We start from the raw sequence: 14,274 nt of genomic DNA on the forward strand, positions 1-14,274 counted from the left end.
TATCTTAGGGAACAGGGAACAGGGAATAGGGAACAGGGAATAGGGAACACACCGAAACAATAAAATCCAGTCCCCTTTCCCCTATAAAGGGAAAGGTGAGGGAGGGGTAAAACAATATTTGATACACTAATCATACCTTTTAAAACATCCTCTCACATTCATTTTATGCAGTAGCCATGAATCTGAATAGAAGTCGGGGATATGAGACTCAGGAAAGGGAGGATGATCTTTAAGTTTGACTTAAACCGAATCAGTAGAGGTGGTTTAAGTAGACCTAAAAAAGTTCTTTTATGGACTCTTGAGAAATACCCGCGTCTTCAGACAGGGGAAGCTTCATTGATTGTATAATATTGCCCGGAGTAATTTAATCACCACTGGAGAATCCACGATGAATCAGCGCCCAGAACCAGTCCAGTTTGATGTAGTCTTAGTTGGTACTGGTAATGCTCCCGAATTAGTAGCGGTGTTGGGGAGAATCCAGGGTCTGCTGAGGGATTATAGTAGTCCTGACCCCAAAACAAGGGTAAAAGCCATATCCCAAGCACTGCAGTATGGCGATGAGGGGGTTAATTTACTTCTCCAAGCTTTAAGCACAGATGAATCAGCAGATGTAAAAGATGCAGCCTATAATCTGCTAGTGTCTAAGTATGGAAAATTAATTGAGATTATTCAGGCTTTAAAAACTTATAAATCACGAAAATCAATATCTTCATGGCAGTTGCAGTATACCACTGCACATACAGATGCGGTTAACTCAGTAGCCTTCAGCCCCGATGGTCGCACCTTAGCCTCCGGCAGCGATGATCACACCATCAAACTGTGGGATGTGACCACCGGGCTGGAAATCGCCACCCTGACTGGACATTCAGATGTGGTTAGTTCAGTAGCCTTCAGCCCCGATGGTTGTACCTTAGCCTCTAGTAGTTATGATAACACCATCAAACTGTGGGATGTGACCACCGGGAGGGAAACCGCCTCCCTCACAGATGGGTTTGTTTCAGTAGCCTTCAGCCCCGATGGTCGCACCTTAGCTTCTGGTAGTTGGGATAATATCACACTGTGGGACATGGTAACCGGGAGGGAAATCGCCTCCCTCACAGATGGGTTTGGTTCAGTAGCCTTCAGCCCCGATGGTCGCACCTTAGCCTCTAGTAGTTATGATCACACCATCAAACTGTGGGATGTGGCCACCGGGAGGGAAATCGCCTCCCTCAATGGACATTCAGATGGGTTTGGTTCAGTAGCCTTCAGCCCCGATGGTCGCACCTTAGCCTCTAGTAGTTATGATCACACCATCAAACTGTGGGATGTGGTAACCCAGCGGCGAATCGCCTCCCTCATCGGACATGGAAATTACCTTAACTCAGTAGCCTTCAGCCCCGATGGTCGCACCTTAGCCTCTAGTAGTTATGATCACACCATCAAACTGTGGGATGTGGCCACCGGGGGGGAAATCGCCTCCCTCAATGGACATACAGATAACGTTAACTCAGTAGCCTTCAGCCCCGATGGTTGTACCTTAGCTTCCGGTGCAGATGATCAAACCATCAAACTGTGGGATGTGGTAACCCAGCGGCGAATCGCCTCCCTCAGCGGACATACAGATAAAGTTAACTCAGTAGCCTTCAGCCCCGATGGTCGCACCTTAGCTTCCGGTGGAGATGATCAAACCATCAAACTGTGGGATGTGTTAAGCCAGCGGCGAATCGCCTCCCTCATCGGACATTCAGATAACGTTAGTTCAGTAGCCTTCAGCCCCGATGGTGGCACCTTAGCCTCTGGGTGTTGGGAGACTATCAAACTGTGGGATGTCGCCACCAGGTTGGAAATCGCCTCCCTCACGGAGGGCGTTAGTTCAGTAGTATTTAGCCCCGATGGTCGCACCTTAGCCTCTGGTGGTTATGAAACCGTCAAACTGTGGGATGTATCCACCCTACGGGAAATAACCTCCCTCAAGGGACATTCAGATGACGTTAATTCAGTAGCATTTAGCCCCGATGGTCGCACCTTAGCCTCTGGTGGTTATGAAACCATCAAACTGTGGGATGTATCCACCCTAAGGGAAATCACTTCCCTCATCGGACATTCATATGGGGTTAACTCAGTAGCCTTCAGCCCCAGCAATGGTCACATTTTAGCCTCCTCGGGTAGTGAGGATGAAACCATCAAATTGTGGGATGCTGTCAACAGGGGGGAAATAGCCTCCATCACTCGAGGTTCAGTTGGCGTTGGTTCAGTAGCATTTAGCCCCGATGGTCGCACCTTAGCCTCTGGTGTGGATAACATCAAACTGTGGGATGTCGCCACCCTACAGGAAATCACCTCCCTCACGGGACATTCAAATTACGTTAATTCAGTAGCATTTAGCCCCGATAGTCGCACCTTAGCCTCTGGCGATCGGGATGGAAGCATCAAGATTTGGCAACGGCGTTAATAGAGATATCCCCGACTTCTCAGTGTCATTTTATGCAGTAGCCATAAATCTGAATAGAAGTCGGGGATATGAGAGTCAGGAGCGGTGATTAACCACCCATGACCTTACTGATAAGCATCCATAGGTAAACAAGCACAAACAAAATGGCGATCGCCAAAAGCCGAGTCAACCCTCCCCACACTAGGCCAGAACTTATATTCACGAGTCCAGGGACCAGGGTAAGCAGCTTGTTCACGGGAATAGCCATGATTCCAGAGTCCCGCAATCAAACTGTGAGCCGTATGGGGTGCATTTTTGAGCGGATTATCTTGCAGATCCATCTGGCCAGATTCAATAGCAGATATTTCTCCCCGGATAGCAATCAACGCCTCACAGAACCGATCTAACTCTGCGCGAGATTCGCTTTCTGTGGGTTCCACCATCATAGTACCCGCCACAGGCCAAGACACAGTAGGCGCATGGAAACCATAATCAATCAGCCGCTTGGCGATATCATCAACTTCGATCAGCGCCGACTTTTTCACCCCCCGTAAATCTAAAATACACTCATGGGCGACAAAATCATTTTTGCCCTTATACAGCACCGGATAGTAAGACTTTAAGCGGTGGGCGATATAATTAGCATTGAGAATTGCCACCTTAGTCGCCTGGGTCAAACCCTCAGACCCCATCATAGTAATGTACATCCAAGAGATAACTAAAATACTAGCACTACCCCAGGGCGCAGCAGCCACCGCCCCAATTTGAGCATCGCCAGAGGGTATAACCGGGTGTCCAGGGAGGAAAGGGACAAGATGTTGAGCCACACCAATCGGTCCCATACCAGGGCCACCGCCACCATGAGGAATACAGAAAGTTTTATGCAGATTTAAATGACAGACATCCGCCCCAATATCTCCAGGGCGACAAATACCCACTTGGGCATTCATATTCGCCCCATCCATATACACTTGTCCACCGTGATGGTGAATAATGGCGCAGATTTCCTGAATCCCTTCCTCAAACACACCATGAGTGGAAGGATAGGTGACCATTAAAGCCGCCAGTTGATCCCCGTATTTAACCGCCTTGGTTTGCAAATCATCCAGGTCAATATTACCCAAAGCATCACAAGCAACTGGGATCACCTTCATCCCACACATCACCGCACTGGCGGGATTAGTTCCGTGGGCGGACTCAGGAATTAAACAAATATTACGGTGTCCTTCCCCCCGACTGTGGTGATATTGACGAATTACCAAAAGTCCTGTATACTCACCCTGAGAACCGGCATTAGGTTGTAAAGAAATTCCCGCAAAACCTGTAATTTCCGCTAACCAGGTTTCCAGTTGCTGGAAGAGGATTTGATAACCCCGGGTTTGTGCAACCGGCGCGAAGGGATGAATCTTAGCGAACTCCTCCCAAGTAACGGGGATCATCTCTGCGGTAGCATTCAGTTTCATGGTACAGGAACCCAAGGGAATCATGGATGTAGTTAAAGATAAATCCTTGGTTTCTAGCTGATGCAGATAACGTAATAACTCAGTTTCGGAGTGATAGCGGTTAAACACCGGATGAGTTAGATAACTGCTGGTGCGCTCCAATAACAGATGAGAATAGGAATCAGAAGTTAAATCTTCTAGAGTAAAGGGTAAGTCATCGCTGAGAGCGAAAATCTGCCACAGATCAATTAAATCTTCTGGGGTAGTAGTTTCATCTAGGGAAATACCCACAGATGTAGGATCAAAAACCCGGAGATTAATCTTTCTGGCTTGACAAGCTTGCAGAATTGGTGTAAGTGATTGTGCGCCTAACTCTACGCGCAGGGTATCAAAGAAATATTCAGAACTAATCCTGTAACCCAGCCGCTTTAGTCCTGCAGCTAAAATCACAGTTAACTGGTGAATGCTACAGGCAATATTTTTAATACCATCTCCACCATGATATACAGCATACATACTGGCCATGACTGCCAATAACACCTGGGCAGTACAGATATTACTAGTTGCTTTTTCCCGCCGTATATGCTGTTCCCGGGTTTGTAAAGCCAGACGTAAAGCCCGCTGACCGTGAGCATCTTTTGACACTCCCACAATGCGCCCCGGAACCTGGCGCTTATACTGTTCTTTGGTAGCGAAGTATGCCGCATGGGGTCCCCCGAACCCCAGAGGAATACCAAAACGTTGAGTACTACCCACCGCAATATCAGCACCCAATTCTCCGGGTGGTGTCAATAAAGTTAAACTTAAAGGGTCTGCTGCTACCGTCACCAATGCACCCTGAGCATGGGCTTTTTCAATAAAAGCGCGGTAGTCGTAAATTGTGCCATCAGTAGCAGGATATTGCAGAATTGCCCCAAAAATCCCTTGGGTAAAATCTTGGCGATGATCACCGATAATGATTTCAATCCCCAAGGGTTGAGCACGAGTTTTCAACACCTCGATAGTTTGGGGATGACAGTTGTCAGAGACAAAATAAGCATGGGCTTGATTTTTGCACACCCCATAACTCAGACTCATGGCTTCAGCTGCTGCGGTCGCTTCATCCAGTAAGGAAGCGTTAGCAATTTCCAAACCTGTGAGGTCAATAATCATTGTCTGGAAATTGAGCAGGGCTTCCAGTCGTCCCTGGGCGATTTCTGGCTGATAGGGGGTGTAAGCTGTATACCAACCCGGATTTTCTAGAATATTGCGCTGAATCACCGGGGGGGTAATACAGTCATAATATCCAGTACCGATGTATGAACGCCACACCTGATTTTTAGCGGCAATTTGTTTTAATTTAGCCAGGGCGGTATATTCACCCTGTGCTGGTGGTAATTTGAGCTTTTTTTGTAGGCGAATACCGGGGGGTACTGTGTGATTAATCAGTGAATCCAGAGTTTCTAAACCCAATACCTCCAGCATTTCTTGGATTTCTTGGGAGTCGGGGCCAATGTGCCGTTCTGGGAAATTAGTTAACTTTGAACTGCTTTGACTAATTATTTCACTAATTATTTCACTAATTATGGGTTCATGGCTGGATTGGGGAATAGGTGGGTAACTTACCACAAGTTGAACTCCAAACGTAACTACTTCATATTTTGCAACAAATATTCAAATATGTAGGGACAAGTCCCTACATATCTCATCTACTCCCCTTCTACCAGGGCGCGGTACTCATCAGCGCTCAAAGCATCCAGTACCTCATCGGGATCATTAACACGCACTTTTAACAACCAGGCTTCGCCATAGGGGTCTTCTGCTACTTCTTCGGGAGACTCAAGTAAAATCTCATTGCGTTCTATGACTGTACCGGTAACTGGTGAATTGAGGTCTTCAACGGCTTTGACAGATTCAATGGTGCCAAAAGTTTCTCCCTTGGTTACTAGGTCACCAATGTCTGGTAATTCCAAAAAGACAACATCACCCATTTGGTCTATAGCAAATTCAGTAATACCAATGGTGCCAATTTCTCCATCTAGCCGCACGTATTCGTGAGTATCCTGGTATTTCAAATCCTGCGGATATTCAAAAGACATTTTAGTTTTTTCCTTCCATCTCAAAATAGTTAGCGCCCACAGTTCCCTCAGTTATGGTCGGTCATGATCGCGTTTCCTGATTATATGAGGTCTACCATAGTTACCTTTTCCCTGGTTTAGGGGTCGGGTATGGGTTACGCAAGCGGTAGCTATCGGTATACCTACTCAACCAAGAAATGCCATAACCATAATTTAAATTGAGTAACTCAAAACACATTATCAGTTAGTGAGACGATTTTGGGAGCGATAAAACGGACGTTTGACTACAACACCCCGGTAATTCTTACCACGTATATCTACTTCTAACTGTTCACCCACCTTTGTTAATTGAGTAGGAACATAGGCTAAGGCTATAGGATAGCCTAATGTGGGGGATAAAGTCCCGCTGGTAATCTCGCCCACAACCTCACCTGCTGATAGAATGGGGTAGCCATGGCGCGCAATATTCCGCCCTGACATTTGTAAGCCGATTAACCGCTTCTGCACTCCCTGGGCTTTTTGTTGTGCTAAAATTTCTCTACCGATGAAATCATCTTTACTGTCAAGGTGAACTAGCCATCCTAAACCCGCTTCTAGGGGGGTGGTGGTGTCGTCAATATCTTGACCATAAAGCGCCATCGCTGCTTCTAGTCTTAGGGTGTCTCTAGCACCTAGTCCGCAAGGGGTAACGCCGGTTTGATGCAGTCTTTGCCACAATTCTATACCCTCATCTGCATCTAGCATGACCTCAAAACCATCTTCCCCGGTGTAACCGGTGCGGGCGATAAATGCGGGTTTACCCAGTAGAGTTGTTTGGAGATGACCAAAGGGTTTAATAGGTTGTAGGTCTGCTTGTACTAAGCTCTGAAGATGTTTAACGGCCTCTGGTCCTTGGATGGCAATTAATACTTTTGACTGTGACAGGTCTTGAAATTCTACTTGATTTTGGTCCAGTTGCTGTAATAGCCATGCTTTATCTTTATCTGTCGTGGCTGCATTGACGATTAGTACAGCCTTTTGTGTGCCGGTGCTGTCCTCACCTTGATAGTATATAATAATGTCGTCAATAATTCCTCCCTGGGGATTGAGTAAGACTGTGTATTGTGCTTCACCTGGTTTTAGTCGGTTTAGGTCTGAGGGTACTAAGGGCTGAAGTTGGTTAATTAGGTGTTTACCTTGAAGGGTGAATTTACCCATGTGGGAGATATCGAACATCCCCGCAGTGGTTCTCACAGCTTCATGTTCCCCGCTAATACCAGTAAATTGTACAGGCATTTCCCAACCGCCAAAGCTGGTAAAACGGGCTTTGAGTTCTGCACCTAGTTGATATAACGGGGTTCGCCTTAAGGATGGGGTGATGTCTTGTTGATGAGCCACAGGTATTTATGCGATCGCAGGTCATTATATATCCTAGGGTAAGCTCTATAGTTACGGCTCAGGCTAGCCGGGGTTAATCACCGTCAGTAAGCTGTAATAGTGAATAATATAATTGTTGAGATTTGTTAACAAAAAAATGATTAAGTATTGGCAACTACTGGCTAGTTTGGTTTTAGTTACCTTTGTGTTTTTCTTCCCCGTCTCCGCTCAAGCTGCTAGTTCTTCTAGTATTACCCGTTCTGTGGGTGAGGAAGTAGGGGTAAAAGATTACTCTGGTCAAGATTTGGTGGGGACTGAGTTTACCAATGTGGTTTTAAAGAAGACTAATTTTAGTAATACGAATTTCCGCGGCGGTGTGTTCAATGGCTCTTTGTTAGAGGGGGTAAATCTCCATGGTGCAGATTTTAGCGATGGTATAGCCTATTTGACTAAGTTTAAAGGTGCTGATTTAACCGATGCTGTATTTACCAATGCGATGATGTTACGTTCTATCTTTGAGAATGTGGACATCACCGGGGCTGATTTTACCGATGCGATTTTAGATGGACCGGAAATTAAAAAACTGTGCGCTCAAGCTAGTGGGGTGAATCCTCAAACTGGTGTAGATACTCGCGAATCTCTTCAATGTAAGTAATAATACAGTATATTCCTTATAATTCAGGAATATAACTGAGAAGCCAGGGGTGAAAACCCCTGTTTAGATGTATTTAAGTTCATTAATTCCCTGGTGCTAATTTAGCAATACTTGCTTTGCTGCAACTTCCATCAGCTTTTCTCTGCTTTCTCTCCCTTGTTTTAATTTGGCTTCTAGGCGATCGCACAGGGACATCAGGCGATCGCACTTCTCTACAATCCTTTTTTGTTCTGCAAGGGGTGGGAGGGGTACAGGAAGTTTTAAAAGTTCTTTCTGTCGGATACCAGTCACAGTTACACCTGTGCCTACTATATTTTGAGTCATATAAAAATTATAAAAGTAGTTTTTATCAATTTCTTCTGGTAGTTGAATAGCTTTAAGGTCTTGATTGATAGCTACATCAATAGTATTAATTGCAATTTTTCCTAATGCCATCCGAGTGCAAATTATAATACTACCTTTCTTAATTAAATTAGTACTACTATTCTTTAGACCCAAGTCTGTAATTGAATCAATGGTAGTTTCAATATACTTACTTTTTAAATCTTTAACACTTGCCCAAGGAATATTACCATCCCAAAATTCTTGCTTTAATTTACTAGGAGTTCCACCTCCAGTTAAAGAAATAATTATATTGTCTAGGTAAGCCCAAACCCAATTTTTAGGTAAATCATAAGGAGGATTATTTACAGTTATAGAATTTTGATTGCTTTGCCTATTATGAATAATTAAAGATTTCTTTTGGCATATTTTCTTAATTAAATTAGCAGCAGGTTCATCATTTGGATCTTGTCTTACAAGCTTACCCATGACAGCCAATTGCAAAATCGCCTGACGTAGTTTAGGAATGGTTTCAGGGACACTGTAGAGTAAATCAAAATTATTACAAATGCGTTCCCAGTGGTGGCGGAAATCATCGGGATTTTGTGAGGAGAGGAGTTGAGCGATCGCACCTTCATTCATCCTCACAATACTATCTTGCTTTTGTTTGTGCTGTTTTTCGATTTCGTCGCACAGGGACATCAGGCGATCGCACTTCTCTACAATCCGTTTTTGTTCTGCAAGGGGTGGGAGGGGGAATGGATTTTGGGCTACGTAGTTATTAGGAACTCGCTTTTGACCTGCGGTTCCTGTCATAATGGGAATCGCATTTTTGATAAAGGATACAGACTTAAAATAAATCAAGACATATTCAGGATATGTGAGATTATTAATAGGTCTAAAAATATGCAATTCAGTTGTCCCTGCTCCAGCCTGATTTTTTAACCCTCGCATAACACAAGACTTACCATTCTGAAAACAGGGGGTAATCTTAGCAATAGCAACATCCCCTTCAGCAAAATGTGTAAATCCTTTTTTAACTTCCCCCCATTTTCTAGTCTCATACTTAAGTGGATTGCCATATTTTTGTGGTATTAGGTTCATTGGAATGAATGCTACATCCAAATCATCTGGTAAACCATTTCTTGGATTAATCAAGCCAATTGTTTCTAAATTAGTCCAGCACCAATTACCGGGCAAAATTTCTAAATCTAGCTCTTCTTCATTCGATAAATTTAAATCAGCTTTTTGTATTTTATTGCCATAACTTAATTGTTGCTTTTTACAAATTATTCTATCTAACAGAACTGAAGCAGGTTCATCATTTGGATCTTGTCTTACAAGCTTACCCATGACAGCCAATTGCAAAATCAACTCCCGCAACTTAGCTGTTGCATTTGGCGCATCAGTCAACAAATCAAAATTTGTAAAAAAAGTATCTACTTTCATTTAAACGGATTCACAATTTCTAATTTATTATCTACCAATAACCCATGGTGCATATCTTCAGAATAGAGAATACTTGCTCCCCCAGCTAAAGCACAAGCAACAATTAAACTATCCCAAAAAGAGAAATTATATCTACTCCTAAGATTAGAAGAGTTCACAAAAATATCACGATTAAATGTAATTATGTGATAACCCTGATAAAATGCCTCTATTAACTGTTTTATTTTTTGCTCAGTAAAGGAAGATTTTTTAATGAGATTAAGACATACTTCATTAATAACTTGTGTACTAATGATTACCCCTTCACCATTAACTAAACCACAAGCTATATGGCGTTTGTTAATGTATTCATGATTTGCCAGGGCATAAATCCAGATATTAGAATCTAGAAAATGTCCATTCTCATGAATTGCGCTCATAAATCTCCTCTCGTGTCAAAGGTGGCCATTCAAACTCAACCGGATGCTCCATCAGTTCAGCAATAATATCTACTGCTGCTGTTCTTCTAGCTTTTTTCATCACAATTACTTTTACAGACTCTCCATCTAGTTCTCCTTGATAAATTTCGGGAATTTGAATTACACCATCTTTGACAATACCTTGAAATTCTACTACTTCCATCTGCATAATCTCATCTCCAGAGATTTTAAGATATTTTGTTTCTATCTATTATTCTATAGTTTGATCAACTTGATCATTCAAAGCTGACATCAACTCAAATTTTAACTTACCGCGCACATCACCCAACTCAGCCATGAGTTTGTGATACTCTGCTAACATTTCATCTAAATCAGCCTGTGCTACATCAACTTGGTGGGGATTCTTAATATCTAGGTTGTAATTATTCGCCTTTAAATCAGTAATTGTAACTTTCCACGCAAATTCATTCTCCTCGCGGTTATCCCACCATTCCTGCTCTGGTGCAAACTCCTCAAAGCGAATCGGCTTAGTTTTAGAATATGACTTATACCCCACTGGGTAGGGGTGTTCATAATACCAGATAGTTTCTGTGGGTTCTCCTTTAGTGAAAAATAGCAGATTAGTCTTAATACCTGTGTAGGGATTAAATACCCCATTTGGTAACCGCACAATTGTATGTAGATTGCAATCTTGCAGCAGTTTTTCCTTAATGCGAGTTTTCACACCTTCCCCAAACAGGGTTCCATCGGGTAAAACTATTGCGCCTCTACCGCCTTCTTTGAGTAAATTAACAATCAGCACTAAAAATAAATCTGCTGTTTCCTTGGTGCGGAAGGTAGCGGGGAAATTATCCTCAATTCCATCTTCCTCCATCCCCCCAAAAGGCGGATTAGTAATAATGACATCTACCCGTTCTTGAGGACTGTAATCCCGCAATGGTCGCGCCAAAGTATTATCGTGTTCGGCTGCGGGTATATCAATACCATGTAAAATGAAATTAGTGATACACAGATTATAAGGTAAGGGCTTTTTCTCGGTTCCGCAAATTGTCTTTTGCAGAACTTGTGGGACATCAGCACTTTGGAAATGTTGGCGAATGTAATCAATAGTTGCTGTTAAAAAGCCACCTGTACCACAAGCGGGATCAAGGAAAATTTCCCCTAATTGTGGTTTGATTCTATCGACAATAAACTTAGTCACCGCACGGGGAGTATAATATTCTCCTGCATTTCCCGCACTTTGCAAATCTTGGAGAATCTTTTCATAAATTTCGCTGAACTGTTTTTTCTGCTCTTTTTTATTAAAGTCAATTTCATTAAGTTTGTTAATTACTTGGCGGATGAGAGTACCATTTTTCATATAATTGTAGGCATCTTCAAATACCTTACCAATCATTTGCCCACGGGGATCAGTGGTGGTAGTTCTCAGGTCTTTGAGAGTTTTAAATAAAGTATTATCGACAAAATCTAGTAAAGCATCTCCGGTAATTCCTTCTGCATCCGCAGCCCAGTTACGCCAGCGTAAACTTTGAGGAATAGGAGATTTATAATTATCCTCTAGGAGTTCGTATTCTTGTTCACGAGCATCAAAAACCTTGAGAAAAATCATCCAAACTAATTGACTGATGCGTTGTGCGTCACCATCAACGCCCGCATCTTTGCGCATAATATCTTGAATAGTTTTAATTGTAGTGCTGATGGGCATAATAAATTTTGTCTTTGTCCCGTTTGTCCTGGTGGGTTGCTCAATGTCTTAACCAGGATACTGGTAAACCCCACTACATAGCAAGGTCATAAATTTTCTGTTTTAATTCTTGCAAAATTTGTAAATAATTCTGCTTACCGCCAAAAATATTAATGATCTCTAAGGGAGTACCTAAATCACTGATGGGTTTAACTTTTAACACATCCAGAGTTTCAATATCTTCAACTCCCCGATCAGCGTACTTATCTAACAAAGCATTTAAAACCGTTCTGGCTTGTTCCCCATACCTGCTAAAGTAGTTACCCTTGCGGACATTGTTCGCCCTTTCCTTGCGTGTCAGTGGTGGTTGGTCAAAAACGACATGACAAATTAAATCTAAGGGGTCAAAATCCTGACCAATCTCTTTTTCTAAAGCTTCCCAAAGTACACCCAATTCTTGTAACTCCTGAATAATCGCCTGTTTCTGCTCACTAGAGCGCCATTTTTTTAAGAAAACATCTAATGAGGCGTACTCCTGAGTCACTGTTTTGCGAGTATAGTCTTTAATTGATTCTGTAATTAGCTTACCGTCTTTACCGTAGTATTGCTCCCGAATCAGAGTAACGTTAACTTCTTGATCTGCAACTACATACTTTTCTCGCTTCTGCTTGCGGCTAATTTCACCATCATCTATGATCACCTCATCATCCCCATGATCAGGGGGATTAATTGGGTCATCGGGTTTGGGTTGATAAATTTGTACAGGTTCACCATCAAAGTCAGGGTCAGCAAATAACTGGGTTGCTTTCTTAAAATCTATAATGGTGAAGAACATTTTACCGTAGTCTTCATCAATGCGAGTTCCCCGCCCAACTATCTGCTTAAATTTAGTCATAGACAGAATGCGCTGATCTAAAACAATCAACTTGCAAGTTTTAGCATCAACACCGGTGGTGAGTAACTCAGAGGTGGTAACAATGGTGGGATATTTACTTTCTGAGTTGATAAAATTATCTAATTCTGCCTTACCTTGAGCATCATCCCCAGTAATTCGCATAATGTAGCGACTATTCTTGGCGACTAAATCAGTATTTTCATTCACCAATGCTACCCGCATCCGTTCCGCGTGGTCTGTGGTTTCACAAAAAACGATAGTTTTGGCAAAGCGATCGCTGGATTTGAGATAATCAGAAATTATCCGTGCTACTAACTCAGTGCGCTTCTCTAACACCAGGGTTTTATCAAAATCTTGCTGATTAAATATCTGGTCGGGAATTTCTTTACCGTATTTATCCCGTTGTCCTGGTTTCGGTTTCCATCCACTCAAGTCTAGATCAAAATCAATGCGAATAACTTTATAAGGAGCTAAAAAGCCATCTTCAATCCCTTGTTTCAGGGAATAGGTAAAAACTGGCTCACCAAAATAATCAATATTAGAAACTTCCGCTGTTTCCCTGGGGGTAGCTGTCAAGCCAATCTGGGTAGCACTGCTAAAATAGGTTAAAATATCTCGCCATGCTGAATCCTCATTGGCGCTTCCCCGGTGGCACTCATCTATTATAATTAGGTCAAAAAAATCTGGAGAAAATTGGCGATAAATGTTTTTCGCCCCTTCATTTCCCGTCACTGCTTGATATAGGGAGAGATAAATTTCATAGGATTTATCTACCTGTCGCTGCTTAATTTTCGTCATTTTTGAGCCAAAGGGTTTAAAATCATTGACTCTAGTTTGATCAATTAAAATGTTGCGGTCTGCTAAAAACAGAATACGCTTTTTTGCTCCCGACTTCCACAACCGCCAGATAATTTGAAAAGCTGTAAAAGTTTTACCTGTACCCGTGGCCATCACTAACAAAATCCGGTTTTGTCCTTTGGCGATCGCCTCAATTGTGCGGTTAATAGCAATTTGTTGATAATAGCGGGGTTGTTTTTGCTCAGGACTGGGGTAGTAATCTTGGGAAATAATCCCCTGAATTTCCCAGTCAATCCCCTTCCAATTACAGTATTTTTGCCAAAGGTCTTCCGGTGTGGGGAACTGGTCAAGGGGAATTTCTCGCTCTCGCTGTCCCTCGGTCATAGTGCGATCGCACATCATAAAAGCGTCCCCATTAGCACTAAAGATGAATGGGACATCAATTAATTCACCAGTGGCGATCGCCTGTTGCATTCCGGCGCTCACACTGTGATTATTATCCTTAGCCTCAATCACAGCTAGTGGTACACCGGGTTTGTAATACAGCACATAATCCGCGCGTTTTTGTTTACCCCGAATAGCAAGCTTACCCTTAACAATCACCCTCCCCTTTGTCAGCGTTACTTCCTCTCGAATCTGAGTATTGATATTCCATCCCTGATTCACTAAAGCTGGTGTGATGTACTTTGTACAAATATCACGTTCACTTAAAGATTTCTTATCAATAGCTTCTGACATAAAAGGCCTGCTGAAACGTGAACAGAAAAATACACAACCTCAGTATA

General features: G+C 42.8%; 10 protein-coding genes. 2 read left to right on the forward strand and 8 right to left on the reverse strand.

Features of this window, described 5'->3' with window-relative positions; genetic code table 11:
- Window positions 1–388: 388 nt before the first annotated feature.
- On the forward strand, window positions 389–2,434 hold the full coding sequence (locus tag PN457_RS00250; RefSeq protein ID WP_271730527.1) for a WD40 repeat domain-containing protein: 2,046 nt from the start codon (window positions 389–391) through the stop codon (window positions 2,432–2,434).
- A 104-nt stretch (window positions 2,435–2,538) separates the two neighbouring features.
- Here the strand turns inward: PN457_RS00250 and gcvP are convergent, their stop codons facing one another.
- The 3 genes from gcvP to gcvT all read right to left on the reverse strand — a co-directional run bounded on the left by gcvP (window position 2,539) and on the right by gcvT (window position 7,289).
- Window positions 2,539–5,463: an aminomethyl-transferring glycine dehydrogenase gene (gcvP, locus tag PN457_RS00255; RefSeq protein WP_417006582.1), complete on the reverse strand. Its 2,925-nt coding sequence runs from the start codon at window positions 5,461–5,463 to the stop codon at window positions 2,539–2,541.
- 80 nt (window positions 5,464–5,543) lie between these two features.
- A complete protein-coding gene (gene gcvH / locus PN457_RS00260) occupies window positions 5,544–5,933 on the reverse strand; it encodes a glycine cleavage system protein GcvH (protein WP_271730529.1) in 390 nt (129 codons plus the stop codon).
- Window positions 5,934–6,152: 219 nt separating this feature from the next.
- Window positions 6,153–7,289, reverse strand: coding sequence for a glycine cleavage system aminomethyltransferase GcvT (gene gcvT / locus PN457_RS00265; RefSeq protein ID WP_271730531.1), 1,137 nt, complete (start codon window positions 7,287–7,289; stop codon window positions 6,153–6,155).
- A 139-nt stretch (window positions 7,290–7,428) separates the two neighbouring features.
- Between gcvT and PN457_RS00270 the strand changes: the two genes are divergently transcribed.
- Entirely contained in the window at window positions 7,429–7,923 is a 495-nt protein-coding gene (locus tag PN457_RS00270) for a pentapeptide repeat-containing protein (protein ID WP_271730591.1), read from the forward strand.
- A 96-nt stretch (window positions 7,924–8,019) separates the two neighbouring features.
- On the opposite strand, the gene PN457_RS00275 is transcribed toward PN457_RS00270, so the two are convergent.
- The 5 genes from PN457_RS00275 to hsdR form a co-directional block, all read right to left on the reverse strand.
- Window positions 8,020–9,693: a restriction endonuclease subunit S gene (locus tag PN457_RS00275; protein ID WP_271730533.1), complete on the reverse strand. Its 1,674-nt coding sequence runs from the start codon at window positions 9,691–9,693 to the stop codon at window positions 8,020–8,022.
- Entirely contained in the window at window positions 9,690–10,112 is a 423-nt protein-coding gene (locus PN457_RS00280; protein ID WP_271730534.1) for a PIN domain-containing protein, read from the reverse strand. The genes PN457_RS00275 and PN457_RS00280 overlap by 4 nt, the downstream gene beginning before the upstream one ends.
- A complete protein-coding gene (locus tag PN457_RS00285; RefSeq protein ID WP_271730536.1) occupies window positions 10,096–10,320 on the reverse strand; it encodes a hypothetical protein in 225 nt (74 codons plus the stop codon). Before PN457_RS00285 ends, PN457_RS00280 begins: the two co-directional genes overlap by 17 nt.
- 42 nt (window positions 10,321–10,362) lie before the next feature.
- Window positions 10,363–11,817 carry a type I restriction-modification system subunit M gene (locus PN457_RS00290; RefSeq protein ID WP_271730538.1) on the reverse strand — a complete coding sequence of 485 codons (1,455 nt, stop codon included), beginning with the start codon at window positions 11,815–11,817 and terminating at the stop codon, window positions 10,363–10,365.
- Between the two features lie 73 nt (window positions 11,818–11,890).
- Window positions 11,891–14,227, reverse strand: coding sequence for an EcoAI/FtnUII family type I restriction enzme subunit R (hsdR, locus tag PN457_RS00295; protein WP_271730540.1), 2,337 nt, complete (start codon window positions 14,225–14,227; stop codon window positions 11,891–11,893).
- Between the last annotated feature and the right edge of the window lie 47 nt (window positions 14,228–14,274).

The sequence above is a fragment of the Anabaenopsis arnoldii genome (assembly GCF_028331025.1).
GTDB classification, from domain to species: domain Bacteria; phylum Cyanobacteriota; class Cyanobacteriia; order Cyanobacteriales; family Nostocaceae; genus Anabaenopsis; species Anabaenopsis arnoldii.

Excerpts from the sequence above, each read along its gene's own strand:
- PN457_RS00290 (WP_271730538.1), bottom strand. The coding sequence starts at position 11,817 with ATGCCCATCAGCACTACAATTAAAACTATTCAAGATATTATGCGCAAA.
- gcvH (WP_271730529.1), bottom strand. The coding sequence starts at position 5,933 with ATGTCTTTTGAATATCCGCAGGATTTGAAATACCAGGATACTCACGAA.
- PN457_RS00285 (WP_271730536.1), bottom strand. The coding sequence starts at position 10,320 with ATGCAGATGGAAGTAGTAGAATTTCAAGGTATTGTCAAAGATGGTGTA.
- hsdR (WP_271730540.1), bottom strand. The coding sequence starts at position 14,227 with ATGTCAGAAGCTATTGATAAGAAATCTTTAAGTGAACGTGATATTTGT.
- PN457_RS00250 (WP_271730527.1), top strand. The coding sequence starts at position 389 with ATGAATCAGCGCCCAGAACCAGTCCAGTTTGATGTAGTCTTAGTTGGT.
- PN457_RS00275 (WP_271730533.1), bottom strand. The coding sequence starts at position 9,693 with ATGAAAGTAGATACTTTTTTTACAAATTTTGATTTGTTGACTGATGCG.
- PN457_RS00280 (WP_271730534.1), bottom strand. The coding sequence starts at position 10,112 with ATGAGCGCAATTCATGAGAATGGACATTTTCTAGATTCTAATATCTGG.